Here is a 26,995-nt window from a genome sequence, read left to right on the forward strand (position 1 = left end):
CGATACGCGGGGCCCTTTGGGCGCCGCGGCATCGCGAGATTGTTGATGTGAAACTAAAAAAAGGCTTAGGTCTTTCGACTTAAGCCTTCGTGCAGAAGAAGGGACTTGAACCCTCATGATATTGCTATCACACGGACCTGAACCGTGCGCGTCTGCCAATTCCGCCACTTCTGCATCTCGTCAGATGACGTATCTCATTGACAAAACATATTATAGTATAAGGCGTGGGATTTGTCAAGAGTTTTTTAAATATTGCTAAAAAAACATTTTTTTTAAAAAATTCAAAAAAGTACTTGTCAAACAGAAAGAACTATGGTATATTAATATGCGTCGGTGAGAGATACAAAATCTTGAAACACCCGATACGCGGAAGTGTCGGAACTGGCAGACGAGCAAGACTAAGGATCTTGTGGTGGTTACATCGTGTGGGTTCAAGTCCCATCTTCCGCACCAGATAATGATAATCCGAACCCGGTTCCAATCGGGGACGGCTTCGGATTTTTAGTATATCTTTAGTGCTAAAGCAAAAGCGGCGGTATCGTGAGTGATACCGCCGCTTTTGTCATACGCTTCTTTCCTTTTCCGTTTCCTTTGCCCTCTGTGCTTTCCATTCTTCAAATTCTTTTTTACCCTCCGGGCTTTCAAAGAATTTTTGGATTTCGGGAAGTAAGCACCGGGCAAGGGCTTCTATCTCATGCTGGGGGATATTTGTGTCCGGTTGCTTTTTTGCCATATATTGCCTTTCTCTGTATTCAGTTTTCAAGGTACAATGCCGCTGTGCGGCGTGAAATGTTTTCTGTCATCAATCACCTTTCCTTTGTGTGCCGCTGTTGGCGTTTCAGTTCTGCCAGTACCTCCGGCGGGATACGGTCTACCAACCGCTGAATATCTTTCAGCTCGCTTTCCAGCTTTGCCCGTTCCATCGTATCTTTCATTTTGCCTTTTTCGCTGGCTTTGGCTCTGGCTTCCAACTGTTCATTTTCTGCTAAAAGGTCGTTTATCGTGACCTTGTATTTTTTGAGCTGCCCGGAGAAGTTCTCCATCTGCGGAAACCACTTTTTCAGCAGGGAGAGGGCTTCCTCTTTCTTCTTTCCGGCGTTGAACGGGGTAATACCGTCCAGTGTGGCTTCAATGGCTCTTGCCTGTTTGGAGAGATTGACCGCCTGCTTGAACAGACGGGTGGGGATATGCTTCCTGCCTGTCTTGCTGGCACTTTCCCCACGCTCCAAATCTGGATATTTCTCCACCATATAGGCGTGAAAGTCGTCCTGCCATTTTGTGAGGTTGGCTCTGTTCCCGATAATCTCCTTTGCACACAGGCGGTTGTCCTCTGTCAGCGGGACAAAGACCAAATGCAGGTGGGGTGTTTTCTCGTCCATGTGTACTACCGCCGATACGATATTTTCTTTCCCTACCCGCCCGATTAAGAAATCAGCCGCCCTCTGGAAAAATTCCTGTATCTCCTTTGGGGACTTCTTCTTGAAAAACTCCGGGCTGGCGGTAATCAGCGTATCCACAAACCGGGTGCTGTCCTTACGGGTACGGCAGCCAGCCTGTTCAATGCGGTTTTGAATGAAGTGGTAATATCGTCCCTCTGGCTTGACGATGTGGAAATTGTACTTGCTCCGGCTGGTGTCAATGTCGGGATTGCTGGCGTACTGTTCCTTTTGCCGTTCGTGATGGGCTTCCAGTGGTCTTGCCGGATTGCCCTTGTGTTTTTCAAATCGCAAAATTGCATGTTGTGCCATGAAACTCCTTTCCCCATTCCGTTCCTTTCCGGGACTTTTCCACAGGAAAATCCCGCAGAAAATATCTCGGATAGGAAGGGAATGGATAGAATATAAATCAATATTTTTATCTCTGTATTTCTATATACCGTCTGGTTTTCGTACTTCAAGAGGATTGATTATCGTACTTGTGGAGTGCGGTTTTTAGTCCTCCGGAGTTCCATAACCGGATTTCTTGAAGTCGGTGTTTGGAACCGCTTCATAGGATTTCGGGTAAATGCGGTTGGGTTTTCCACAGCCCTGTTTCTGGATTTCCACCAGTCCGGCATATTGCAGCTCCCGCAGGGTGTTGACCGCTTTCTGCCGCCCGCAGTGGAGCAGCTCCACTACCTCATTGATGGGATAGTAGAGGTAAATGCGCCCATATTCGTCCGCCCAGCCGTTTTTCCGGGACAGGTCTGTCCGGCGTAGGATAAAGGCATACAATACCTTTGCTTCGTTGGACAGTGGCGTGAATGTGGGGGCTTCAAAAAGAAAATTGGGAAGCCGGGTAAAGCTGACCGCCTTTTCTGGCTGATGGATATAAATGGTGTTTGTCATATCGTGTTTTGTGGACGGTTAGAACCCCGTTTTCTGGGGCAGACGGTAGTTTCTATTGCCTGTCCCTGTTCTGTGCTTGCAAAGCCTTGTAAATCAAGGACTTTTCAGCCCCTAACTGTCCACACAAGACCTCCTTTTCCGTTCACTTTCTGTTTTCTGCCGCCTGTGAACTCTGGCGGCACAGCCGGGACAGTATTTCGCCCGGTTGGACTTTGGGACGAACACTCTGCCGCAGACCGCACAGCGTTTTAGCTCCTTATCCCGGAAAATCTCTGCTTCCAGCGTTCCGATTTGCGGTAAGACCGATCAGCGGAACCACTTGCAGCAGACCGAGAAAGAAATGGTCTGGGGACAGGTGTGGGTGTCCCCATCGTCAAGGAGCATACAGTTACCGTCCTCATAACAGCAGCACTCCCGGCGGATCAGGGCGTTTGCCTGTTTCCTCTGTGCTGGTGTCATGCGGTAAAGGGAACTGTCCAGCTTGCGCTCTATGGGCGGCAGTCGTTTATATGGGTTCTCTCTCATGTGTTCCCTCCATTTTTCCTTAGCCGTTCTCCCTGAAAAGGTTTCCTGCCCCATTTCTGCGGCGTGTTCCAGCGTTGGCACGCTCCCCGGACTTCGGGACATTTTGTCCCGAAGTGGCTCGTTGCGGTGCTTCCCCTGCCGGGGTATTCCTTTTCGGACGGTCATTCTGTTTTCAAGGTGCAGCTCATCGATGAACTACCCTAAGTCTACACCTAAATGACCGCCCACCCCGTATATCCATAAGGTCGGAAATCAGCCCAGAAAACTCTCTATTTCCACGCTCTCGGAATTGTGGTAAAATGGAAAAAACAGAATGCCATTTTCGTTTAGGGAGGGCTCTATGTCAAAATTAAGTGATTTAATAAATGCGGAAGATAGTTTTCTGGTAAAATTAAGATGTGAAAATACTTTTGACGAAACGAAATATTTAGAAATTAAAAATCAAATCCTTATTGAAATGCCAAAGTGGAGAACACAGGGATTTATTTTGAATTGTGATGTTGAAGTGTTAATTAGCTTGATTGACCAATTAGCGGGAGGAAGCCGCTTCTTTAGCGAGGAAACAGCAATCAGGGTTGAGGATGCTTGTATGGAAATAGAAGAAATTATAAACTGTTTAGGAAGTTAAGTCGTCATATATTAAGTAGACAAGGAGGGAGAGCATGGAACTATCCATACAAGAACGATTGAAAGACCTGCGTGTGGAGCGTGGGCTGACGCTGGAGCAGCTTGAAGAACAGGTAAATCTCTCCAAGTCTGCGCTGGGAAGTTATGAAGCAAAGGACTTCAAGGACATCAGCCACTATGCCATTATCAAGCTGGCGAAGTTTTACGGCGTGACCGCCGATTATCTGTTGGGGCTGTCCCAAACAAGAAATCACCCAAACGCCGATCTTGCAGACCTGCGTTTGAGTGATGATATGATTGAACTATTGAAAAGTGGGCTGGTGGATAATTCTCTCTTGTGTGAGTTGGCGACACACCCGGATTTCCCCCAACTCATGGCTGACCTCGAAATCTATGTGAACGGTATCGCTGGCAAACAGGTGCAGAGTGCAAATGCCATAGTGGACGCTGTGAGTGCAACGATTATGAAGCAGCACAATCCCGGCTTGTCCGACCCGCAGTTAAGACAGCTTATCGCCGCTCATATTGACGATGACAGTTTTTGCCGCTATGTGATACAGCAGGACATAAACAAGATAGCCCTCGACTTGCGAGAAGCTCATAAGGACGATTTTTTCAGCGTCCCAGAGGATAACCCACTGGAAGATTTCTTGCAGACTGTTGACGAAACTGCCAACCCGGACAGCGACCCGGAGCAAGCGGCTTTGGCGTTTATCTGTAAGCGGCTCAAGCTGAATTTGAAAAAGCTGTCCGAGGAAGAAAAGAAGTGGCTGAAAAAGATTGCACAGAAGTCGGACTTGCTGAAAAATCCAAACCCACAGCGGGGGCGGAAGTAAAAAGACAAATTGGAGTAGGAGGAAAAATAAAATGACAAAAGAAAATCAAGCATATATCAGCACTTTGGATATTCATGACATACCATGGCACCGCCTTACTACTGCCTATGGTCGAGGGACAGCTTTTCCAGCTCACTTTGAAATACTTATGAAGATGAACGATTTAGAGCAGGTCAAAAGTGCCCTCTATGAGTTGACTACAAACATGGAACATCAGAGTACTTTATGGCACGCCACGCCTTTTGGTATGGTGTTCCTAAGCCGTATTTTAGAAAAGGCTCTGGCTGAAAGTGAGAGGAACTCTGTTGCTTATTTTTTAGTTGGGGAACTTTTGGACTTTTTTACCTGTATTCTTCAATGTTACAATGATGGGAATGAAATGGAACACGCTGCACCGCTTCCGCTATTCTCCGATTTATTAAAAGAAGAATATTTGTGGTCGGAGGAATATGACGAGGAAGAAGATGAAATGCGGTATGAGGAAGAAGATGTATTTCCCGACAATTTATTTTATAGTTTCTATTATTATTCGTGGCAAGCGGTTTTAGCCTATCAAAGTTCATTAGAACAATTAGCTTCAAAAGAATTTGTACCTAAGATAGATATACTTATGAGTAAACTATGATTACCATCTGTTGAGGAGATAGCAAAGTCAGCCAAGCCAGTCAACGGTCAAGATGAACGGCACATAAATGTGCCGCCGTTGACAGTCCCGCCTGTCTTTGCTGATGGGCAATCAAGGCGGGAAAGCCCTAAAATGGCTTCCTGCCCAGTTCTAAGAGCTGGATTAAAGGGATTTCGGAGAAGTCTGACTTGCTGAAAAATCCATTCCCACAGAGGGAGAGGAAATGAAAAAATTAACAAATCAGAATTGGAGGGAACTCAAAATGGAGAAGGTAAAGGAATTCTTATTGGCACCAGATGAAAACAAAGATGATTTTTGGGAAAGTGATTTTCTTATCTGGGTGGACTGGCGAGATTTCGATGACTCTATTATCAAATATTTCAATGATAAACTTCCTGATGAAGATAAAATTCAGTTCGAGTGTGTGGAAATAGAAAAAGAGAGAGAAATTGATATTTTCTTGTGCAAGAATGGTGTTAAAACAACAATTCCTTATGCAGAAGATTGTACCGATAGAGATACAACCTTGAAAAGTATTCAAGAGTATATATCTCCGAAGTATCAAGTGCGTTGGTATATGGATTCGCTCGGCAGTGATACGCTCGCTTTCTGCATTGGACTTACTTCACAATGGGAGCAGTTAGAACAAGAATTTGGCTCAGAAAAGGTGGCTTATTATTTTGCACCGATACAGGCAGATAGCGTAATGTTTGAAATGGACATGGATGAAGTTTTCGATTTGTTAGAGCAAAGAGGAGAAGCCTAGCTTCCAAGTTTATCGGGGATAAATAGCAAAGTCAGCCGAGCCAGTCAACGGTCAAGATGAACGGCGCACAAATGCGCCGCCGTTGACAGTCCCACCCGCCTTTGCTGATGGGCAATCAAGGCGGGAAAGCCCTAAAATGGCTTCCCGCCCATTTCAATTTTGAGAGAAAAATCTGTCTGCTTTGCGTGAGTGCGCCCACAAGTTTGGGACACTTTGTCCCGAAGTCCGGCGTGGGACGAGGGACGGGGGCTTTCATATACGCCCTGTCTGCTGATGAAAGCAGTCCTGCGCTTGCGGCTCCACGCCACGCAATCACAGCCCTGTTTTCCTGCTGCTTCAAATGTGCTTGCCCGACCCGGCGGCAACCTCATTTTCACAGCAACGCCGACAGAGCGTATAACACACTACACTTTGCAAGCAAAGTCGTGTGCCAAAGGGGTACCCTTTGGAAACCCTATTTTGTGGTCGTGTGTAGCCACACTTCCTCCAAAATGCAAAATAAGCGGTTGCAATCTGCTGTAAAACCACAGCCGGATTGACCGCTTATTTTGTTATAGCCCTCCCCGTTTTCTCTATCCGATTTACGAATATGTTTATCGAAAATATGCTCAATACGGGTTGAAAGAAAACCGCAAAAGTGATATACTAAGCATAGAGGAAACAAGGAGGTTACAGTCCATGAAAGAATTAGGAGAACGCCTGCGGAGATTAAGAGAAAGTGTGAAGCTGTCACAGGTAAAGATGGCGGAACTTTTGGGAGTGAAGCAGTCCAGTATCAACCGTTATGAGCAGGGGCAGTCAGCCCCCTCTTTGGAAACGCTTGTAAGGTATGCGGATTATTTTGATGTATCATTGGATTACCTGCTTGCCCGGACAGACAATCCGCAAGGCAAGCTATATGAACACCATCCGAAGATTGTGCCGGGAAGCGAGGAAATGAAACAGTTTATTGAAATGTGTTTTGACCCGCAATCCCCGCTGAATGAAAAATTAAAACAGACGCTTCTTGAAATGATGGAGGTGGAAAGAAAATGAAAGGTGTGATTTATGCCCGTTATTCTTCCGATAATCAAAGAGAAGAAAGTATTGAGGGACAGTTGCGGGAATGTAAGGAGTATGCAGAGCGCAACGATATAACAATTTTAGGGACTTATATTGACCGGGCATTGTCAGCAAAAACAGATAACCGCCCCGAATTTCAGCACATGATTAAAGACAGCGCAAAAGGCTTGTTTGATGTTGTCCTTGTGTGGAAATTAGACCGCTTTGCCCGAAACCGTTACGACAGTGCACGATATAAAAACATTTTGAAAAAGAATGGTGTGAAAGTCATTTCCGCAAGGGAAAATATCTCCGAGGGTAGCGAGGGAATTATTCTGGAAGCCATGTTGGAGGGATATGCGGAATACTATTCTGCGGAGCTTTCTGAAAAGGTTATCCGGGGACTGACCGACAATGCGCTGAAATGTAAGTACAACGGCGGTACTGTTCCGATGGGATATTATATTGACGAACAACAGTATTATCAAATCGACCCCAAGACTGCCCCGGTAGTGCTGGAAATGTTTACAAAGTACAGCGAGGGCGCAACTATGCAGGAGCTTGTTAATCTATTGAACAGTCGGGGTATGCGTTCCATTCGTGGCGGGAAAATTACGCTGAATATTATGAACCACCTTTTGAAGAACCGTCGCTATATGGGCGAGTACAGTTATCGTGATGTAGTCAAGGAGGACGGTATTCCGACGATTGTCCCAAAAGAATTATTTGAACGGGTACAGGAACGGCTGGCGAAGAACAAAAAGGCTCCTGCCCGTCACAAAGCCGAGGACGATTACCTTTTGACAACGAAGTTGTACTGTGGGAAATGCGGCTCCTTTATGGTGGGAGAAAGCGGCACAAGCCATACAATGAAAGTACACCGTTATTATCGCTGTGTAAATACCAAGAAAAAGAAGCTCTGCGACAAGAAAGCGGTCAAGAAAGATTGGATTGAAGATTTGGTTGTCAACTATACCATGAAAGCAATTATGAATGATGAAGTTATGGAACGGCTGATTGATACGCTAATGGAATTGCAGAAGAAAGAAAGCACCGATTTGCCCCTTTTGAAAAAGCAGCTTGCAGAAACGGAAAAAGGTATTAACAATATGCTCAACGCCATTCAAGCAGGGATTTTTACCCCGTCTACCAAGCAAAGGCTGGACGAGTTGGAGGAAACTAAGAGCCAGCTTGAAGTCAGCATTTTGCAGGAAGAAATGCACAAGCCCCTGCTTACAAGAGAACAGATAGCATTTTTCATTTACCGTTTCCGCAAATTTGATGTGACAAAGCGGGAACAGCGGCAAAGACTGATTGACAGTTTTGTAAATGCGGTGTATCTTTATGAGGACAAGATAATCCTTACTTTCAACTATAAGGACGGTTCTAAGACCATCACGCTGGCGGAGGTTGAGGGTTCGGATTTATCCGTACTCGGTGCACGAAAGACTCAAGTCGAAAGACTTGAGTCTTTTTGCGTTATAGAGAAAATAGCGATAGATGTGGAGAGCCTGGTGATTGAGGTGATGGTACTGGAATTGTCAAATTAATGTATGAATGCGTATTTTGAGGAAAATGCCACGCAAAGTGTAACATGGAGAGAAGGAAGCGCGGTTGCGATGAGCACCAGCGGGAAGCGCTATATTCGGCATTTGTGGGAAGAGCAGGAGAAAAGGCGATGGAAATTTAAGATAGATGATATTTCTGAAGGATGACTGCAGAAGATGTTTTGTGAGATATAGCCGTAGAGATCATTGCATGATATCTTTGGGATGGGTCTTACTGTGGAGATGATCTCTTTAGCGGATTTCGGTTATGCCATGGGATAGAATATAGTACAAATTGAGTGAAAAAAATATGTTATTAAAAAAATAAAAAAAGTTTAAAAAAGTACTTGCCAAACAGAAAGAACTATGATATATTAATATGCGTCGGTGAGAGATACAAAATCTTGAAACACCCGATACGCGGAAGTGTCGGAACTGGCAGACGAGCAAGACTAAGGATCTTGTGGTGGTTACATCGTGTGGGTTCAAGTCCCATCTTCCGCACGAAAGACTCAAGTCGAGAGACTTGAGTCTTTTTGCGTTATAAAAGCTACTTTTTTCAGGGGTTATGACAAAAGAGTAAGGGACCAATCGTTAAATAGGTGTGTGAATATGTTTTGCACAGAAAATTTCAACACGCCGCTGTCAGACAGAGAGCGGAAGAGTGCACTGGAGACATGGATCGAGCTGATACAGCCGGGGGAGACCATGAAATCGGTAGGCTGCGAATGGACCGATGATGGAAAAATATCAGCCGAGAGGGAAGGAGAGAGGCTGGTATGAGGATCAGGGAGAAGAATACCTCTTCATCAAAGCCCTGGCAGTGAGTTGCGGAGAGTCCGAGAGGAAGAGGGAGAAAAACTCTGTAAACAGGTCCAACTGTGATCATTAAGGGCGATGAGCTTATGAATCAGGCTTGTCGCTTTTTGTTTTGACAACACAAATGATCCGGGGGAAGTTTTATAGAAATGTAAAGAAAAATCAATAGGTCTGTCATGAAAGTTGTGATAAGATATTAGAACAGAGGGACGATTCGGAACGTAATACTGAGATGTGCGCGCGGAAGGATCGGAATACCGGAAAGACATCATACATGACAATAGAAGAGAGGTTTTACATATGCCGGAATTAAGCAGAAGAGTACAGACATTTACAGACTCCGTCATCCGCAGGATGACAAGGATCAACAATATGACACCGGGAAGCATCAACTTAAGTCAGGGATTCCCGGATTTTGATCCGCCGCAGGAGATCCTGGACGCGTTAAAGGAAGCGGCGGAGCATGGTCCGCACCAGTATTCCATCACCTTTGGGGCGAAGAATTTCCGGGACGCGCTGGCAGAAATGTATACAAAGAAATTTGCCCGTGAGATCGATCCGGAAAAGGAGATCGTTGTGACCTGCGGGGGAACGGAAGCGATGATGGCGGCGATGATGACCGTGTGCAATCCGGGAGATAAGGTCGCGGTGTTCAGCCCGTTCTATGAGAACTATGGGGCGGACGCGATCCTCTCCGGGGCAGATCCGGTCTATGTGCCGCTTGTGCCGCCGGATTTCCATTATGACAGCGAAGCTCTGGAACGGGCGTTTCAGGCCGGTGCGAAGGCACTGATCCTATGTAATCCGTCGAATCCCTGTGGAAAAGTATTTACGATGGAAGAGATGGAGGAGATCGCGGAGCTCGCAAAGCGGTATGACGCCTTTGTGATCACGGACGAGGTGTACGAGTACATTATCTACGGTGAGAACCGCCATATCTCCATGGCTGCTTTGCCCGGAATGTATGAGCGGACGATCACCTGCAGCTCCCTCTCAAAGACATACTCCATGACCGGATGGAGACTCGGCTATCTGATCGGACCGGAACATGTGATCGAGGCGGCGAAGAAGGTCCATGATTTCCTGACCGTAGGCGCTGCGGCACCGCTTCAGGAAGCGGCAGTCACTGGTCTGAAATTTGGACCAGCGTACTATCAATGGTTAAAGGATCTCTACACAGAAAAGAGAGATTATCTCTGTGGAAGGTTGGAGCAGATGGGACTTTTCCACACGACACCTCAGGGCAGCTATTTTGTTCTCGTTGATATCTCGGGATTTCTTGAGAAGCCGGAGTTTACCGGCTGGACAGATTTGGAATTCTGTGAATGGATGATAAAGAATTACGGTGTGGCAGCTGTGCCGGGTTCCAGCTTCTTTAAGGAGCCGGTAAACAATTACATCCGTCTGCATTTTTCCAGAGGGAAAGAGACGCTTGAGGCAGCTGCTGACCGTCTGGAAAAGATGGCAAAAGATTACGGATTTTGTTAGTTATCCCTTTTGTTTCTGTTTCGGACGTACTTTAAGATCAGCGCGTAGCCGTAGAGCATCACCGGGATGACGATGACGCAGAACAGGAGCGCCAGGATGACATTCTCCGGGCCACCGGTGAAGGTCAGGACGATGAGGGCGAGGAAGACCGCGGCGATGATGAGGATCCCGGCCCAGGCGAAAAATCGTTTCATATATTTAGGTTCCTTTCATGTACATACTTTGAGTTCCTGTTTAGTATAAGGTATTTTAAAGCGGGATTCAAGATAATGAGGCATAAAGAATGTAATTCCGGTTCCGGAAGGAAGATTTTTGAACAGAATATATTGTAACCATTCAGCAGGTCTGCGCACTTGCTGCGCTGATCGTAAGAAAACATAGGCCGGAAGACAAAAATCCCATCAGCAAAGCTGATCTGGAATGGATTTTTGCGCGTAACTATGAAGGTACTGAATAGTTACCAGCATTTGATAAAAACGGAAAGGAGGAGTGACCATGAAGAAAAAACGAACACTTATCCTGATCGGCGCTGTCGGCATCCTGCTTGCTGTGCAGACTATAACATCTTTCGCTGCGGATGGAAAATGGACGCTCACGGATGCCGGTTACACCTTCACATACTCGGATGGGCGCAAAGCCCGGGGTACCTGGGAGGATATCGACGGCGAGTGGTACCATTTTGACAGAAACGGAATCATGGAGACCGGATGGAAGACGGTGGGAAACATCCGTTACCATTTCAACCAGGACGGTTCCCTCTCCGAGGGCTGGCAGTACGACGGTCCGGGCGGCGGAAACTGGTACTACTATGATTCCGCGGGGAACGCGAAGATCCAGTGGTTTCAGGATAAGGGAAACTGGTACTGGTTTGACTCGGACGGAAAGATGAACAAGGAAGCTGTCCGCACAATAAAAGGAAAGACATACGCGTTCCGCCCGGATGGAAGCATGCGGGTAAATGAGTACGCGGGCTTTTCCTACACCGACTACGACGGACAGCCGGATCCGGCGGGGGATATTCTGGCGGTCAACGCGGATGGAACGGCGAAGACGGTGAGCGAGGCCGAGAAAAATGAGATCGCCGTGTATATCAACGCCTTCCCGGATGGTTGGAGAAAGAAGTTCCGGGATGACGGATGGAGGTTTGTGTACTGTCCGTCGGGCGGGGCATATAGAACCTTCAAAGATAAGGGGGGAAACGTACTCTATTCCTGCAATTATTCTCTGGATGAGGAGAAGAAAGAACTCCGGTTTTCGAAAACAGATGCCGTGAAGGGCGGATTCGGGGCGTATGTCTATGAAAATTCCGGGGATGAGATGAAGAAAGACCAGTTCCCAAAGGCGGCGAGGTACCGGTTTGCGGAGATCGCCCAGGCGACGGGCCTGCCGGAAGGCGCGAAGAGAGAGTATGACGTGATCTTTGGAGCGCTGTTTCATATATATCAGGACCCGGATGCCTGGAACGCGCTGAAAGCAAAAGCTTCAGATATTACTTGGACTATCGAGCGGATCGCGGATAACCGGTCGGCGGATGGACGTCTGGACTTAGAGTAGGAAAATATAATACTTTGAGGCGAAACTGCAAAGCAGGCAAAAATGAAAGTAGAACATACGTACGAATAAACTTTGGTTTCACTTGACGAACACCACACAATCTGTTACTATACACATATAACAAATGGAATACTATGATACTGGAAACGCATAAACGGTCCCGGCATCAAAAATATTAAGAAAAAAGATGGTGATCAAATGGTACTGAAGATCGATTTTGACAGTGAGGAAGCACTCTATACCCAGCTCTGCAACCAGATCATCTGCGGCATCGCAATGGATGTGCTTCACGATGGGGATAGTCTCCCGTCGGTCAGACAGCTTGCAGATGAGATCGGAATTAACATGCATACAGTCAACAAGGCATATGCTGTATTGAAACAGGAAGGATTTCTGCGCCTGGACCGCAGACGCGGGGCCGTGATCGCCCTGGATATGGATAAACTGCGGACGATGGAAGAGATGAAGAACGACCTCGCGCTGATCGTTGCCCGGGGAATCTGTAAAAATGTCGGCAGAGATGAGATCCACAGCCTTGTAGACCAGATCTATGATGAGTTTGGCGGACAGGCATAAAGGAGGGGCAGTATGCTTTGTGAACATTGCAAAAAGCGGGAAGCAACCGTAAAATATGTGGAAGTGATCAACGGCGTGAAGACAGAGCACAACCTCTGTACCCAGTGTGCCGCCCATGCGGACCTTGGACAGTTCTCAGCTCTCTTTGAGGGAGAATTCCCGTTAGGAAAACTTCTCTCCGGACTTCTTGGAACCCAGGAGACGGAGGAAGAAGATGAAAAGTACTCCGGCGTCGTGTGCCCGACCTGCGGAACGACTTATGAGGAATTTGTAAAGGACAGCCGGTTCGGATGCCCGGACTGCTACAGCGTGTTTGATCCTCTGATCAGCGACAATATCCGTCATCTTCAGGGCAGCGAAAAGCACGTCGGAAAGCGTCCGGCGGGATACCGGTCCGAGATGGAAGAAATGAACGGGACGGGAACTACTGGAGAGGATCCGGTGAATATTCCGGAACTCTCAAAGGAAGAGAAGATCCGCCTGATGGAGACGAGATTAAAAGACGCGGTGCGCCGGGAAGAGTACGAGGAGGCCGCGAAGCTCCGGGATGAGATCCGGGCGTTGAAAGAGGAGAGACAGAATGGATAAATGGTATGAAGTACCGGGAAAAGCAGGCACAAATGTGATCTACAGCCGTGTCCGTCTGGTTCGAAATCTGAAAGAGTATCCGTTTCCTGGCCGCCTCACCAAGGAGCAGAGCGCGGAGCTTTCGGAGAAGCTTCTCGGCGGACTCACCGGCATCGCGTCCATGGACCGGATGCAGTATCGGTTTACACACTTAGAGCGGATGGGCGACCTGGAAAAAACAGCGCTTTTAGAGCGCCGGGCGATCAACCGCAGTGTAATAAAGAAGAAAGACCCGACGGGAATGATCCTGTCGGAGGACGAATCAACGGCGATCCTCCTAAATGGGGATGATCATGTGCGAATCCAGACGCTGCAGACGGGGCTGACCCTGGAGCAGCTTTACGAGAGAGCAGATAAGATCGATGACTATATCAGCGAGCGTTTTGATTACGCCTTCGATGAAAAATACGGCTACCTGACCTCGTTCCCCACAAACGTGGGCACAGGACTTCGGGCAGCGGTGGTCCTGCACTTGCCGATGCTGTCCAAGAATAAAAATTTCAACAGTCTCGTTGCGGATATGGGCCGGTTCGGGACCCAGGTCCGGGGCGTGTACGGTGAGGGCGCGGAGAACTTCGGCTCCCTGTACCAGATCTCAAACCAGAAAACCTTAGGACAGACGGAGCGGGAGATCATCGATATCGTCAGGAAGGCAGCCCTGGAGCTAGATGCCCAGGAACGGCGGGTACGCCGGGAATACCGTCAGAGAAAGCCGGTGCAGGCGGCCGATGAATGCTATAAATCCTACGGCGTCTTAAAGTACGCGAGACGGCTGACGAGAAAAGACGGAATGGAATTCCTGTCCCAGATCATGACAGGAATCACGGATGGGATCTTAAAAGTGAAGGAACCGTACTCTGTATACGGTCTGATGCTGGGGATCCAGCCTGCGAACCTTTTGAGTCTGGCGGATCGCCCGCTTGACAAGGATGAGCTGGATGCCGCCCGGGCAGAGTTCCTGAGAAGGCGGCTGCCGGAGATCATAGAGATAGAAAATTAGTTGACTGTTCGGCAGATCTGCGCTTTTGCTGCACCGACCGAAAGAAAACATAGGCAGGAAGGCATAATTTTAATCGGCGCAGTTGATTTGGAATGGAGTTATGTTCGTAACTATGAATGGATTGAATGGTTGCGCAGTTGACGGAAAAGTTCAGGAGGAAATTAGAACAGATGGCACAATATACAGAAAAAGCCCAGGAAGCTCTCGTCCTCGCCGGTGAAGCGGCGGAGGACATGGGTTCCCCTGTGATCGGAACGGAGCACATCCTGGTCGGGCTGATCGAGGAGGGGAGCGGTACCGCTGCCATGGTCCTCGAGGCCAACGAGGTGAAGCTCGACAGACTGCTGGCTCTTGTGGAGCAGCTTGTCTCTTCCTATCAGAATACAGCCACCAAAGAGCGGGACGGCTACACTCCAAGTGCGAGACATGTGCTGGAAAACAGCTATAAAGAGGCTGTCCGGTTTCATGCGCCGTTAATCGGTACAGAGCATATTCTGATGGCATTATTAAAGGAATCGGACTGTGTGGCAGTCCGCCTGTTAAACACCTTAAATATCAACATTCAGAAGGTCTACATCGACCTTTTATCCGCTATGGGTGAGGACGGAAACGCAGGAAAAGAGGACCTGGCCCAGGGACGCCAGCAGCGGGGCGGACAGAGCGCCACACCGACACTTGATGCCTACAGCCGCGACCTTACAGTCCTCGCAAAAGAAGGAAAATTGGATCCGGTCATCGGCAGGGAGAAGGAGATCCGCCGCGTGATCCAGATCTTAAGCAGGAGAACAAAAAACAACCCGTGCCTTATCGGAGAACCAGGTGTCGGAAAGACGGCTGTGATCGAAGGTCTCGCGCAGCTCATCGCTTCCGGCGACGTCCCGGATACGATCCGCGGAAAACGCGTGGTGATCCTTGACCTCTCCGGCATGGTAGCGGGATCCAAGTACCGCGGTGAGTTCGAGGAGCGCATTAAAAATGTGATCAACGAGGTGACAGAGGCGGAGAACGTTCTCTTATTTATCGACGAGATCCACACGATCATCGGCGCAGGCGGAGCGGAGGGCGCGTTAGACGCGTCTAACATCTTGAAACCGTCCCTGGCCCGCGGTGAGATCCAGCTCATCGGCGCTACGACGCTTGAAGAGTACCGGAAATATATTGAAAAGGACGCGGCATTAGAGCGCCGGTTCCAGCCGGTGACCGTGGAGGAGCCGACGGAGGACGAGGCGTTCCAGATCTTAAAGGGACTCCGCCCGAAATATGAGGAACATCACCATGTGACGATCACTGACGCGGCCTTAAAGGCGGCAGTGCGCCTCTCCGCCCGCTATATCAACGACCGGTTCCTGCCGGACAAGGCCATCGATGTGGTGGACGAGGCGGCCTCCAAGACGAGACTGACCGTCTATGTGGAGCCGAAGGGAATCAAGACTCTCGAGGAGGAGATCAAGAAGCTCGAGAAAGAGAAAGAGGACGCGATCCGTGACGAGGCATATGAGCTCGCCGGTGAGATCAAGAAGAAACAGGTCTCAAAGCGGGAGAAGATCCGCAAGCTGAAGGAGAAATGGGAGAGTGAGAAGGAGAGCCGGGAGCTGACCGTCGACGAGAATGACATTGCAGACGTGATCTCCGGCTGGACAAAGATCCCGGTGAGCAAGCTGGCGGAAGGCGAGACGGAGCGTCTCTTAAAGCTGGAATCCATTCTCCATGAGCGCGTGGTCGGGCAGGACGAGGCGGTGGTTGCCGTCGCGAAGGCGATCCGCCGCGGAAGAGTCGGCTTAAAAGACCCGAAGCGCCCGATCGGTTCCTTCTTATTCTTAGGCCCCACAGGTGTCGGAAAGACGGAGCTCTGCAAAGCCCTTGCGGAGGCCATGTTCGGAACGGAAAACGCCCTGATCCGCGTTGATATGTCAGAGTACATGGAGAAGCACAGCGTCTCCAAGATGATCGGATCCCCGCCAGGATATGTGGGATACGAGGGCGGCGGGCAGCTGAGTGAAAAAGTCCGCAGAAACCCGTATTCTGTGATCCTCTTTGATGAGGTGGAGAAAGCCCATCCGGATGTTTTCAATATTCTTTTACAGGTGCTGGACGACGGTCACATCACGGACTCCCAGGGCCATAAGATCGACTTTAAGAATACCGTTATCATCATGACCTCCAATGCGGGCGCCGAGAACATCATCGCGCCGAAGCAGCTTGGATTCATGTCCCAGGACGATGAGAAGGTCCGCTACCAGAGAATGAAGACCGGCGTCATGGACGAAGTGAAACGGATGTTCAAACCAGAGTTCTTAAACCGTATTGATGACACCATCGTGTTCCATCCGCTGACGAAGGATCACATGAAGGAAATCGTGACGATCCTCTTGAATGTCCTCGCAAAGCGGACAAAGAATCAGATGTCCATCCGCTTAAATGCCGGGGATGACGTGAAGGAATACCTTGTGGAAAAGGGATACGACGAGAAATACGGCGCGCGACCGCTTAAGCGCACGATCCAGAACCTCATCGAGGATAAGCTCGCGGAGCTGGTCCTGGAAGGAAAAGTGCGGGAAGGCGATTCCGTGAAGATCACCTGCAAGGACGGAGAACTGAAATTTTCAGCAAGACATCCACAAACTGCTGGAAAAACTTCCGCCAGTGTGGTAAAATCATAGGCACGACGTAACGGTTAGAAGGGACGGCTGCCTGTGACCGTTACCTATTACAATAGCAATAGCAATAGGGAAAATTTAGTCCTTGTTGAAACACACAAAAGGAGAGTAAGCATTATGTCAGTAATCAACGAACTGATCCGCACAGAGGCAAATGGAACCTTAAGCTTCGGAAACTACAGTCTCGCGGCAAAATCCAAGGTAGAAGACTTCGAGCACGAAGGTGATCTTTATAAAGTTAAGACATTTAAGGAAATCACAAAGTTAGAAAGAAACGGAATGTTCGTTTACGAGTCCGTTCCAGGAACTGCAGTAACAGAATTTGCAGTGACCGATACAACCGTTACCTTCAAGGTTGAGGGCTTTGAGGATGCCCAGATCACCGTACAGTTAGAGGACGACTGCGAGTACGAGATTTACGAGGACGGCGTTGGCGTCGGCGGAATGAAGACAAATATGAGCGGCAAGCTGAGTCTTTCTGTTGAGCTCAATGAGGGCAAGGAAGTAGAAGTTAAGATTGTTCGCAAGTGATCAGGAAATTGAAGATTGCTGCTGGCCGGGGTATGGACGGTAGTATTTTATGGCGCTCCGAGGGATGAACTTCGGAGCGTTTCCTGTTTTATGAAATATTTCTGTTCACCAAGAAAGCATTGCACAAAGGTCGTGCGAATTTACGCAGGAATATCGATTGGTGCAGGCAGTCAGGTAAGGCAGCTAAACGTATCATGGCATTTTGGCTATAAAAAGGGAGAATATTGTGGCAAAAGCAAGAAACACAGCTTTTTTCTGTAAAGAGTGCGGCTATGAGTCCGCAAAGTGGCTCGGACAGTGTCCGGTGTGCAAGGAATGGAATACATTTGTTGAGGAGCCGGTGGCCCAGGCGAAAAAGGCACCGTCGGGGCAGATCGCCGCGGTGGGAGCCGGAAAGACGGCGGTCCCGGTCCATATCTCGGAGATCTCTCTCGATGAGCAGGACAGGACGCCCACAGGCTTCGGGGAGCTTGACAGGGTCCTCGGAAGCGGGATCGTGAAGGGAAGTATCGTGCTTGTCGGCGGTGATCCGGGGATCGGAAAGTCGACGCTGCTTTTACAGGTCTGCAGAAACCTCGCCGGGGCGGGAAAACGTGTCCTCTATATCTCCGGTGAGGAATCCTTAAAGCAGATCAAGATGCGCGCAAACCGCATCGGGGTGATCACAGGAGACCTTTTATTCCTCTGCGAGACGAACCTTGATACGATCCATGGCGCCATCGAGAGGTCGAAGCCGGACATTGTGATCATCGACTCGATCCAGACCATGTTCCGGGAAGATATTTCTTCTGCACCGGGAAGCGTGAGCCAGGTCCGGGAGTCCACGAACCTTCTGATGCAGATCGCGAAGGGATACGGGGTGACGATCTTTATTGTCGGACATGTGACGAAAGAGGGCGTGGTGGCAGGTCCCCGGGTGCTGGAACATATGGTGGACACGGTGCTCTACTTTGAGGGGGACAGAAACGACGCCTACCGGGTCCTCCGGGCGGTGAAGAACCGTTTTGGTTCCACGAACGAGATCGGCGTGTTTGAGATGGAGGAGAAGGGGCTTTCGGAGGTGCTGAATCCGTCGGAGATGCTGATCTCCGGGCGGCCGAAGGAGGCGTCGGGGGCGGTTGTTGCCTGCTCCTTAGAGGGAACGAGGCCGATCCTTCTGGAGGTCCAGGCGCTCGTGACCGCAACAAATTTTGGTATGGCGAGACGGACAGCGAACGGAGTGGATTACAACCGGATCAATATTCTGCTTGCGATCCTGGAGAAACGCTGCGGCTTCGCCATGAGCCGGTATGATGCTTACGTGAATATCGCAGGTGGAATGAAGATGAATGAACCGGCCCTGGACCTGGCGGTGGTGATGGCACTCGTGTCGAGCTTCAAAAACCGGGAAGTGGATCCTGGAATGCTGATCTTCGGAGAGGTAGGTCTCTCCGGCGAAGTAAGAGGCGTCTCCCAGGCAGCCCAGAGAGTGTCCGAGGCTATCAAGATGGGCTTTACAAGCTGCCTGCTGCCAAAATCGAATCTGGAGAAGCTGAAGGATGAGAAACGGATCAGGCTGATCGGGGTGGAGAATGTGAGAGAGGCGATACAGTTGATCTGATGTTGGCTGGGTGGTGCGATCTTCTTGTTTTCATTTGCAATGAAAACAAGAAGCATATGCCGCCTGTTCAAACTGGCAAAATAAATTTTCAAATTAGTGTTGACAATTAAAACATTTCATGCTATTATAATGGAGCATTAAGTGATGAGCAACAAAATATAGGGGAATAGTTCAATGGTAGAGCAGCGGTCTCCAAAACCGTAGATGGGGGTTCGAGCCCCTCTTCCCCTGCTTCTGATGTACCGGAAAATTTCGATTTTCCGGTTATTTTTTTATACCGGGAAAGAGGCAGATCAGTTTGAAGAAATTATCTAATGGATTGATGAAAAAGCGTCCGCGGATCCAGGGTGCCGCATGGCGGCGGCTGGACAACACGGCGAAGCTCTTCGCGGCGGTGTCCGGGGAGGACTTGAGCAGTGTGTTCCGGATCGCGGCGGTCTTAAAGGAGCCGGTGGAGCCGGAGCTTCTGCATAAGGCGCTCCTTCTGACGCTTCCGGAATTTGAAAACTTTCGAGTAAAGCTTCGAAAGGGCTTTTTCTGGTACTATTTTGAGACAAATAACCGGGATCCGGTGGTGGAGGAGGAGCAGAGTGCGCCCTGCCGCTTTATCGATCCCCACCGGGGCGGGAGGTTTCCATTCCGCGTGAGTTACTATGGCTGCCGGATCAACTTTGAGGTGTTCCATGGCCTTACAGACGGTCTTGGGGCGGTGGGGTTTGTCTCGCGGCTCACGGAACATTATCTGGAATTAAAGAATGGTCTTCCAACGGAGATAAGGAAACGTGAGTTTTCTCCGATGAGGGCGGATGATTATCTCCGTTATTATAAAAAACTGCCCCACAAGCGCTACGAGAGCCGGCCTGCGATCCAGGTGAGCGGGGAGTTTCTTCCCTTTGACCAGATGGCGGTGCTCCATGGGACGTTCCATGTGGATGACCTTAAGAAACGCAGCAAAGAGGTGGGAGTCAGTATCACGAAATACCTGGCGGCAGCCCTTTTGTGGTCCATCATCCAGACCGAGACAGACGGAAAAGAGATGAAGCGTCCGGCAGCGTTAAATCTTCCGGTGAATCTGAGAAGTTTTTTCGAGTCGGAGACGTTAGCAAATTTCTTTGCGGTCATCAATATCTCCTGGTCGGAGCGGCGGGCACCGGAAAGCTTTTCGGAGGTCCTGGAGGCGGTGAGCCGCCAGATGGACGAACAGATCGTGAAGGAGCGCCTGGAGAAGACGATCTCCTACAATGTGGGGAACGAGAAAAAATGGTATGTGCGGGCGATCCCACTGTTTGTGAAGCACCTGGCGATGCAGATGATCTTTCTGCACAGCACCCGCGCCCATACAATGACATTTTCAAATATCGGGCGGATGGATGTCCGGGAGGAGCTGCGGGATCAAGTGGAATCTTTCCAGCTCCTCGTGGGCGCGTCCCCGAAGCAGAGGATGAAGTGCGGGGCGGTTGCCTATGATGGAAAACTCTGCCTCTCCTTTGCCAGCGCTATGGCGGAGAACCGGCTGCCGGAGTATTTCTTCCGGTTTCTGGAAAAGCAGGGGATCCCTGTGGAACTCGAGAGCAACGGGATTTCCGACCGGGAACATGACAAAGGGCGGTATCCGGTGGTCGGCGGCGATAAGAATAAGATAAAGAGGGCTGTCAGGCTCTTCTATATTTCCCTGGCTGTCGTCTCGGTTCTTGCGGGGGCCATAAATCTAGCCACTTACCGGCAGATCCCGTTCAAATGGGCATTTCTCACCTGGGGAGCGGCGGCCTATGTGGCGATGACGCTGCGGTTTTCCGTCATGCGTCACGCCAGTATGTCCGGGATCCTGGTGCGGCAATGCCTGGGAATCCAGGCGATCCTGCTGCTGGTCGACACGATGACGGGGCTGCACGGCTGGTCCGTGGACTACGCGATCCCTTGTGTGGTGCTGTTTGAGGTGGCGGCGATCCTGCTCATGCTGCTTGTAAACCGCATGAACTGGCAATGCTATTTCATGTACCAGATCGCGATCACGTTTTTAAGCTTTGTGCCGCTGGTGTTCTTGAAAATCGGATGGACGAAGCATCCGATGCTCACGGTGATATCGGTGGTAATCTCGGTGAGCGCGCTGGTGCTTACGATTCTATTGGGAGATAGAAGTGTGAAGAGAGAACTGCGCCGGCGGTTTCATGTTTGAGAAAGAACAGAGCGAAAAAGAACAGTTCCAGAAACACGCAGAATAAAGAAGGAGATGAACTATGAGCCGGAAAGAAGTCAGCATGATCGGGAATCTGACCCGGGACATGATGAGGGATGTGATGGAGACATCCTTAAAGAAGCCGATCCAGACGGGAGAGTTCCGGAAAAATCCGGTGGAACCGGCCTGGAGATGTCCGGGTGACTATATTTATGAACTGGTTCCCACAGGGAAATTTGTGATGGAATATTTAAAGCCGAAGCAGGCGGTCACAGGCCGTGTGGTCTTACAGCTCCACGGCGGCGGCTATATTGGTCCGATGAAAAACATTTATCGCCGGTTTGCGGTAAAATACTCGGAACTGGGTCTCGGTGCGGATGTCCTGACACCGGACTACCGCGTCGCGCCGGAACATCCGTTCCCTGCGGCGCTTGAGGACGCTGTTTACGCTTACAAATGGCTTTTAAACGAGAAGAAATACGACCCGGAACAGATCGTCATCGCGGGAGACTCCGCGGGCGGCGGACTTGCCCTGGCGCTCTGCCTCTACGCGAAGGACCACGCCCTGCCGCTCCCTGCGGGCATCATCACCATGTCCCCGTGGACGGATGTGACCCTCAGCGGAGCGTCCTATGAGGAGAATTACACGATCGATCCCCTGTTCGGAAATTCGAAGGAAAACATGCTCTACCAGTGCAGCTATATCGGGAACGCGGACAAGAAGGACCCTTATCTTTCCCCACTTTTCGGAAACTTCGAGGGATTCCCGCCGATGCTGATGCAGGTCGGCGCCTACGAGGTCCTCTTAGATGACACGAGGGCCGCCGCAAAGAAGGCGAGGGCAGAGGGAGTAAAGGTCCGCTGCTCCGTCTATGACGGAATGTTCCACGTCTTCCAGATGGGCCTCGACCTGATCCCGGAGAGCCGCGAAGCCTGGGAAGAAGTCGGAGAATACCTGCGCATCGTCTACCACATCCGCCGCGACCAGGAGGGAAAGGTCGTAAAAAAGGTGAAGACGAGGCGAAGAGATACCGAAGAGCGGGCGAAAATGAATCTTTTGGCATTTTTAAAACGGGAGCTGAAAAGCAAATGATTATTAAAAAGCCTTCTTTCTTAAGTTTTCATGAAGCCGTGCTTTTTCCAGCCCTTAGCGCTTGCGTTATCCTGAAAACCCCTGTATAATGACTTTAGCTGATAAAAACCCATAAAGGAGTGGATTTCAAATGAAATTAAAGAAAGTTATGCTCATGGCAGCTCTCGCTGCAGCAATTGGCAGTGTAAATATGGTGACTGCTCTTGCGGATGAGAACGAGACAGAGGCAAAGTACGGTTGGGAAGGCAACGGAAATACCTGGCGCTACTATGATTCCAACGGAAACTTAAAGAGCGGCTGGATCAAGGCTGAAGATGGTGATGGACGCGGAAATGATGTGTGGTATTATATCGATCCGTCCACAAACCTTATGATCTATAATACAACAAGAACCATCGACGGCGTATCCTACACATTCAGCGATGATGGAAGCTGGGTTGCTCCGGTCCAGACAGCACCGAAGGGACACGTTACAGGCGGAAGATACTACAACACATGGTCTAACCTCTGCATCCCGCAGATCATTGGAACAACAGAGGCTGATTTCGAGGCAGCTGACCAGTACACAGGCGGCGAGTATGCGGCAATCGGAAGACCGTCCCTGACACATGATCTTTATATGAGCACAGACTTCGGTGATGTGGAAGTCTACTATCTTAATATGAAGGACAAGCAGGATATGGATGCCCAGACATTCGCAAATACTCTTGCAGGAATCGAGAAAGGTCAGAAAGGTCAGGCTACAACAGCTGAGACTGTGACGATCGCAAACCAGCAGTACTCCAAGGTAACAGTAAGCGGAAAGAAGACATCAAGAACGTACTACTGCCGCAAGCAGGACGGCTATATGGTAGTTGTCCAGACAACTGGAAGAACCAAAGATGTAGCTTCTCTCAACAGCATCGTTATGAGTATGACAACAGCACAGTAATTAAATAAGACGTGACATTTGCCCCCGGCCCCGATGGCTCTGGGGGCTTTTTAATATTGTTTTTGAGAAAACGAAAGTCTTAAATAAAGCATGCCGCATAAAATATTCAGAATGGGATCTGTCTTTCAGAAACGGCATGGAAAAATGCGGGACAGACAGAATATAGAATGGATGTGGCGCGGCAGAGATGGAAGATCAGAAGGCGGAAAATCTATTGAATCTGGCACTTTCTGTCCCTGAGGAGACGAGGGAGCGGACAGAAGAGCTGAACGTGGGATATGACAGGGTGGAGCGGACATGGGAGATCATCGTGAAATACCATGGGAACCTGGAGAGCACTTTGAATGAGCAGTTTCCGGGTGTCTCCGGAACATACCTTTTAAGCAGCTTTGCGATCCTGCGTGTCCCGGAGCGGGATGTCCCGGGGGTGATCGCACTTCCTGAAATTGAATACGCGGAAAAACCAAAGAGGCTGTTTTTTGCCCTGAACCGGGCGAGGGCGGCCTCCTGTTTTCTTCCGGTGCAGACAGGGACCGATGGGCTTACGGGAAAAGGTGTCCTGGTGGCGGTGATCGACTCGGGAATCGACATCTTTCATGAAGACTTCCGGAATGAGGACGGAACCACGAGAATCCTGTATTTGGATGACCAGATCAGTGGGAAAACATATGAAAGGCGGGAGATCAATGAGATCCTGCGGGGAGAGAATAAATCCGGCGGAACAGGCGGTCTTTCCCTGGATACCAGCGGCCATGGCACGGCGGTGGCGGGGATCGCGGCTGGAAACGGGAGAACAAGCGGCGGACTGTACCGCGGGGCGGCCTATGAGAGTGAACTTATCATTGTCCGTCTCGGAATCCCGGATTCAGTTGGATTTCCGAGAACCACGGAACTCATGCGGGGGATGGATCTCGCGGTGCGGAAAGCTCTGGAACTGGGACGCCCCATGGCAGTGAATCTGAGCTTTGGAAATACATATGGATCCCACGACGGCGGCGGACTTTTAGAGCGGTACCTCGATTCTCTTGCACAGATGGGGCAGTTTGTCTTCGTCACCGGATCGGGAAATGAGGGGGACTCCGGGGGACATGCGAGACCTGTGATCGAACCCGGGAAGATCACGGAGATCCGGCTCTCTGTTGGGACATACGAGACGGGATTCGGCATGCAGATTTGGAAAAACTATGAGGACGGGATGCGGATCTTTCTGAGGGATCCCTTTGGCGGTGCGGAGATCGAGCTTGTCCCGGTGAGGGGAACGGACCGGATCCGGGTCGGAGAGACGGAACTTTTGATCTATTACGGGGAACCGTCCCCTTTTAATGCGGCCCAGGAGATCTATATTGAGTTTGTGCCGGAAAGAACTTATGTGGAGAGCGGGATCTGGACATTCCGATTCCTCGGGACAGGGGATGAGGAGACGGCAGCGGATCTCTGGCTTCCCTCCGCGGCGGCAGTCGGGCGGGACACGGAATTTTTGGAATCGTCGCCGGATACGACCCTGACGATTCCCTCCACGGCGTTCCGACCGGTGACGGTGGGCGCCTATGACAGCGGGACCGGAATCTATGCCCCGTTTTCTGGCCGTGGGGACACCAGGGTCTATCGCGCCCAGAAGCCGGACCTCGCCGCCCCAGGGGTGGGAATCATGGCCCCGGACCGGGACGGCGGCTATTCCCCTGTCACCGGAACATCCTTCGCGGCGCCCCTTGTCACCGGGGCCGCGGCGCTTCTCATGGAGTGGGGGATCGTCAGGGAGAATGATCCGTATCTTTATGGGGAGAAGGTGAAGGCGTACTTAAGAAAAGGAGCGAGAAGACTTCCTTCTGAGCTGGTCTATCCGAATCCGAGGCTGGGATATGGAGCGCTCTGCGTGGCGGACAGTCTGCCGAAATAATATGTAAATTTTCTTGAAAATTTCTAATAAGAGATATATTATAGAAACATATACAAAATAGAACTTGGATTTTTAAGAGATGAGGCATAAATACTTTTAAATCTTAATGGAAATCTGAATTCAAATGAGGGATGCCGGGGATCATTGCGGAGAATCATCCCAGAAAAATTTCCGACAGTACAGAAAAATTGAATCATGAGGAGGAAAAAGCTATGGAAGCGTTGTTTCAGACCGTAAATGTCATATGCGGAAAGATCCAGATCGTCTCGAACCTGTTCTGGGATTTCCCGACGAACTTTGACTGGTACGCGAATATCCCGATCCTCGGAAACTTCAGTCTGGCGATCATCCTTTTAGTGGGAACAGGAATCTATTTTACATTCAGACTCCGGTTTATCCAGGTGCGGAAATTCCGCCACGGACTCCATGTCCTGATGAGACAGAAGAGCAGCGGCACAGGAATCTCATCCCTGGCGTCATTCCTCCTGTCGACGGCCATGCGTGTCGGCCCCGGAAATATCTTAGGCGTCACCGGCGCGATCTCCACCGGCGGTCCGGGCGCCCTGCTCTGGATGTGGATCTCCGCCTTCTTTGGTATGTCCACAGCTTTCGTTGAGGCGACACTCTCCCAGATCTTTAAGGAGAGAAAAGATGATGAGTATGTGGGCGGCCTGCCGTATTACGGAAGAAGACTCTTAAAGAATGCGGCATGGGCAGGAGCGGCGCTCAGTGTCCTCTACATTATCTATGCGTTCCTCTGCTTCCCGGCCCAGGGCTTCAACACGATCTCCGCGGTGGGAGCGATCGCGGGCGTATTTACGGGAACCGTCATCGAGACAAACTCCGCCCTGTACTGGATCTCCTTCGCGGTCCTCATCGCGGCGACGGCGGTCATCAGCTTTGGTGGAATCAAGAAGGTGACAAAGGTTACAGACCTCTTAGTTCCTGTGATGGCAGTGATCTATATCCTGACAGTCATTCTTCTCATCGTATTTAATATCCCGAGAATCCCGTGGTTCTTCGGAGCAGTATTCTCCGAGGCTTTCCGGCCGGAAGCAGTCTTCGGCGGTGCCTTCGGTATCGCGCTGAGCCAGGGAATCAAGAGAGGCCTTATGTCAAATGAGGCTGGACAGGGAACGATCACCATGCCGGCAGCGGCGGCGGACGCAAAGCATCCCTGTGACCAGGGCTGTGTCCAGGCGCTTGGCGTTTTCTTAGATACCATCGTGATCTGCACCCTGACAGGATTCGTCGTTGTCATGGGAAGAGTGTGGCTCACGGAGGACAGCGCAGCATGGTTTGAACTCGGAAAACTTGACAGGTTCTTAGCATCCTGCGGAGCGCTCACCGGGAACGGAACGATCTATCACCTCGTGACGATGCTCGTCAGCGTCTGCTTCGGTCTGTTCGCGTTTACCTGCCTTGTGGGATTCATGTCCTTCACGGAAATGTGCGCGAACCGGATCTCCACGAGACCTGCCTTTATTAACACGATCCGCGTGCTCTGCCTGGTAGTCATCTCCTTCGGCGTTATCACGAACATTGCGGGCATGGACTTAAGTGCCCTGTGGGATCTCAGCGATTTCGCGAATATCCTCATGGTATACTGCAACCTGCCATTACAGTACATAGGCTTTAAGTATGTGCTCCGGGCATGGGAACACTTCGAAAAGAACGATGGAACCGCATTCACATCAAAGATCGCCGGAATCGATGTTACGGTGTGGGATGAGCGGGCAAAGATGAAATAAG

24 protein-coding genes, 4 tRNA genes and 1 pseudogene are annotated in these 26,995 nt (G+C 50.1%); 23 read left to right on the forward strand and 6 right to left on the reverse strand.

Features of this window, described 5'->3' with window-relative positions; genetic code table 11:
- Positions 1 to 90 precede the first annotated feature (90 nt).
- Positions 91 to 174, reverse strand: a tRNA-Leu gene (locus DWY93_RS05495).
- A gap of 192 nt (positions 175 to 366) precedes the next feature.
- On the opposite strand from DWY93_RS05495, the gene DWY93_RS05500 reads away from it, so the two are divergent.
- Positions 367 to 453 (forward strand) — tRNA-Leu (locus DWY93_RS05500).
- Positions 454 to 562: 109 nt separating this feature from the next.
- Here DWY93_RS05500 and DWY93_RS17115 read toward each other — a convergent pair.
- The 4 genes and pseudogenes from DWY93_RS17115 to DWY93_RS05515 form a co-directional block, all read right to left on the reverse strand.
- On the reverse strand, positions 563 to 733 hold the full coding sequence (locus DWY93_RS17115) for a hypothetical protein (RefSeq protein ID WP_181968497.1): 171 nt from the start codon (positions 731 to 733) through the stop codon (positions 563 to 565).
- Positions 734 to 806: 73 nt separating this feature from the next.
- Complete coding sequence (gene mobV, locus DWY93_RS05505; RefSeq protein WP_117469797.1) at positions 807 to 1,748, reverse strand: MobV family relaxase; 942 nt, start codon at positions 1,746 to 1,748, stop codon at positions 807 to 809.
- A 183-nt stretch (positions 1,749 to 1,931) separates the two neighbouring features.
- Complete coding sequence (locus DWY93_RS05510; RefSeq protein WP_007889413.1) at positions 1,932 to 2,327, reverse strand: replication initiator protein A; 396 nt, start codon at positions 2,325 to 2,327, stop codon at positions 1,932 to 1,934.
- 111 nt (positions 2,328 to 2,438) lie between these two features.
- A pseudogene (locus tag DWY93_RS05515) lies at positions 2,439 to 2,852 on the reverse strand (cysteine-rich VLP domain-containing protein).
- Positions 2,853 to 3,192: 340 nt separating this feature from the next.
- Here DWY93_RS05515 and DWY93_RS05525 point away from each other — a divergent pair.
- The 9 genes from DWY93_RS05525 to DWY93_RS05565 all read left to right on the forward strand — a co-directional run bounded on the left by DWY93_RS05525 (position 3,193) and on the right by DWY93_RS05565 (position 10,601).
- Positions 3,193 to 3,480: a hypothetical protein gene (locus DWY93_RS05525; protein WP_025486815.1), complete on the forward strand. Its 288-nt coding sequence runs from the start codon at positions 3,193 to 3,195 to the stop codon at positions 3,478 to 3,480.
- A 34-nt stretch (positions 3,481 to 3,514) separates the two neighbouring features.
- A complete protein-coding gene (locus tag DWY93_RS05530; RefSeq protein WP_117469796.1) occupies positions 3,515 to 4,315 on the forward strand; it encodes a helix-turn-helix transcriptional regulator in 801 nt (266 codons plus the stop codon).
- Between the two features lie 31 nt (positions 4,316 to 4,346).
- Complete coding sequence (locus tag DWY93_RS05535; RefSeq protein WP_117469795.1) at positions 4,347 to 4,940, forward strand: hypothetical protein; 594 nt, start codon at positions 4,347 to 4,349, stop codon at positions 4,938 to 4,940.
- A 262-nt stretch (positions 4,941 to 5,202) separates the two neighbouring features.
- Entirely contained in the window at positions 5,203 to 5,706 is a 504-nt protein-coding gene (locus DWY93_RS05540) for a glutathione reductase (protein ID WP_117469915.1), read from the forward strand.
- A gap of 678 nt (positions 5,707 to 6,384) precedes the next feature.
- On the forward strand, positions 6,385 to 6,741 hold the full coding sequence (locus tag DWY93_RS05550; protein WP_117469794.1) for a helix-turn-helix transcriptional regulator: 357 nt from the start codon (positions 6,385 to 6,387) through the stop codon (positions 6,739 to 6,741).
- Positions 6,738 to 8,297 carry a recombinase family protein gene (locus DWY93_RS05555; RefSeq protein WP_242990532.1) on the forward strand — a complete coding sequence of 520 codons (1,560 nt, stop codon included), beginning with the start codon at positions 6,738 to 6,740 and terminating at the stop codon, positions 8,295 to 8,297. The genes DWY93_RS05550 and DWY93_RS05555 overlap by 4 nt, the downstream gene beginning before the upstream one ends.
- Before the next feature lie 417 nt (positions 8,298 to 8,714).
- Positions 8,715 to 8,798: transfer RNA gene (locus tag DWY93_RS05560), tRNA-Leu, on the forward strand.
- Between the two features lie 108 nt (positions 8,799 to 8,906).
- Positions 8,907 to 9,077: a hypothetical protein gene (locus DWY93_RS17120; protein ID WP_181968075.1), complete on the forward strand. Its 171-nt coding sequence runs from the start codon at positions 8,907 to 8,909 to the stop codon at positions 9,075 to 9,077.
- A gap of 336 nt (positions 9,078 to 9,413) precedes the next feature.
- Positions 9,414 to 10,601: a pyridoxal phosphate-dependent aminotransferase gene (locus DWY93_RS05565; RefSeq protein WP_117469793.1), complete on the forward strand. Its 1,188-nt coding sequence runs from the start codon at positions 9,414 to 9,416 to the stop codon at positions 10,599 to 10,601.
- Here the strand turns inward: DWY93_RS05565 and DWY93_RS05570 are convergent.
- Positions 10,598 to 10,795, reverse strand: coding sequence for a hypothetical protein (locus DWY93_RS05570; protein ID WP_015554695.1), 198 nt, complete (start codon positions 10,793 to 10,795; stop codon positions 10,598 to 10,600). The two genes, DWY93_RS05565 and DWY93_RS05570, sit on opposite strands and share 4 nt — an antisense overlap.
- Positions 10,796 to 11,096: 301 nt before the next feature.
- On the opposite strand from DWY93_RS05570, the gene DWY93_RS05575 reads away from it, so the two are divergent.
- The 13 genes from DWY93_RS05575 to DWY93_RS05635 all read left to right on the forward strand — a co-directional run bounded on the left by DWY93_RS05575 (position 11,097) and on the right by DWY93_RS05635 (position 26,994).
- Positions 11,097 to 12,155: a hypothetical protein gene (locus DWY93_RS05575; protein WP_117469792.1), complete on the forward strand. Its 1,059-nt coding sequence runs from the start codon at positions 11,097 to 11,099 to the stop codon at positions 12,153 to 12,155.
- A gap of 198 nt (positions 12,156 to 12,353) precedes the next feature.
- Positions 12,354 to 12,731, forward strand: coding sequence for a GntR family transcriptional regulator (locus DWY93_RS05580; protein ID WP_015554694.1), 378 nt, complete (start codon positions 12,354 to 12,356; stop codon positions 12,729 to 12,731).
- A 12-nt stretch (positions 12,732 to 12,743) separates the two neighbouring features.
- A complete protein-coding gene (locus tag DWY93_RS05585; RefSeq protein ID WP_117469791.1) occupies positions 12,744 to 13,319 on the forward strand; it encodes a UvrB/UvrC motif-containing protein in 576 nt (191 codons plus the stop codon).
- Positions 13,312 to 14,358 carry an ATP--guanido phosphotransferase gene (locus DWY93_RS05590; RefSeq protein ID WP_117469790.1) on the forward strand — a complete coding sequence of 349 codons (1,047 nt, stop codon included), beginning with the start codon at positions 13,312 to 13,314 and terminating at the stop codon, positions 14,356 to 14,358. Before DWY93_RS05585 ends, DWY93_RS05590 begins: the two co-directional genes overlap by 8 nt.
- 170 nt (positions 14,359 to 14,528) lie before the next feature.
- On the forward strand, positions 14,529 to 17,018 hold the full coding sequence (locus tag DWY93_RS05595; RefSeq protein WP_117469789.1) for an ATP-dependent Clp protease ATP-binding subunit: 2,490 nt from the start codon (positions 14,529 to 14,531) through the stop codon (positions 17,016 to 17,018).
- Between the two features lie 114 nt (positions 17,019 to 17,132).
- Complete coding sequence (locus DWY93_RS05600; protein WP_015554690.1) at positions 17,133 to 17,546, forward strand: hypothetical protein; 414 nt, start codon at positions 17,133 to 17,135, stop codon at positions 17,544 to 17,546.
- A 226-nt stretch (positions 17,547 to 17,772) separates the two neighbouring features.
- Complete coding sequence (gene radA / locus DWY93_RS05605; protein ID WP_117469788.1) at positions 17,773 to 19,146, forward strand: DNA repair protein RadA; 1,374 nt, start codon at positions 17,773 to 17,775, stop codon at positions 19,144 to 19,146.
- Between the two features lie 160 nt (positions 19,147 to 19,306).
- Positions 19,307 to 19,377 (forward strand) — tRNA-Trp (locus DWY93_RS05610).
- 67 nt (positions 19,378 to 19,444) lie between these two features.
- A complete protein-coding gene (locus DWY93_RS05615) occupies positions 19,445 to 21,322 on the forward strand; it encodes a DUF6320 domain-containing protein (RefSeq protein ID WP_242990533.1) in 1,878 nt (625 codons plus the stop codon).
- Between the two features lie 61 nt (positions 21,323 to 21,383).
- Positions 21,384 to 22,415, forward strand: a complete 1,032-nt coding sequence (locus DWY93_RS05620; RefSeq protein ID WP_117469786.1) for an alpha/beta hydrolase — start codon at positions 21,384 to 21,386, stop codon at positions 22,413 to 22,415.
- A 130-nt stretch (positions 22,416 to 22,545) separates the two neighbouring features.
- Positions 22,546 to 23,346 (forward strand): hypothetical protein, encoded by an 801-nt coding sequence (locus tag DWY93_RS05625; RefSeq protein ID WP_117469785.1) that lies wholly within the window; start codon positions 22,546 to 22,548, stop codon positions 23,344 to 23,346.
- Positions 23,347 to 23,533: 187 nt separating this feature from the next.
- On the forward strand, positions 23,534 to 25,243 hold the full coding sequence (locus DWY93_RS05630; protein ID WP_117469784.1) for a S8 family peptidase: 1,710 nt from the start codon (positions 23,534 to 23,536) through the stop codon (positions 25,241 to 25,243).
- A 212-nt stretch (positions 25,244 to 25,455) separates the two neighbouring features.
- Positions 25,456 to 26,994: an amino acid carrier protein gene (locus DWY93_RS05635; protein WP_181968498.1), complete on the forward strand. Its 1,539-nt coding sequence runs from the start codon at positions 25,456 to 25,458 to the stop codon at positions 26,992 to 26,994.
- Position 26,995: the final 1 nt, after the last annotated feature.

This window comes from Clostridium sp. AF28-12 (assembly GCF_003435225.1).
In the GTDB taxonomy this organism is placed as follows: Bacteria; Bacillota; Clostridia; order Lachnospirales; family Lachnospiraceae; genus Pilosibacter; species Pilosibacter fragilis.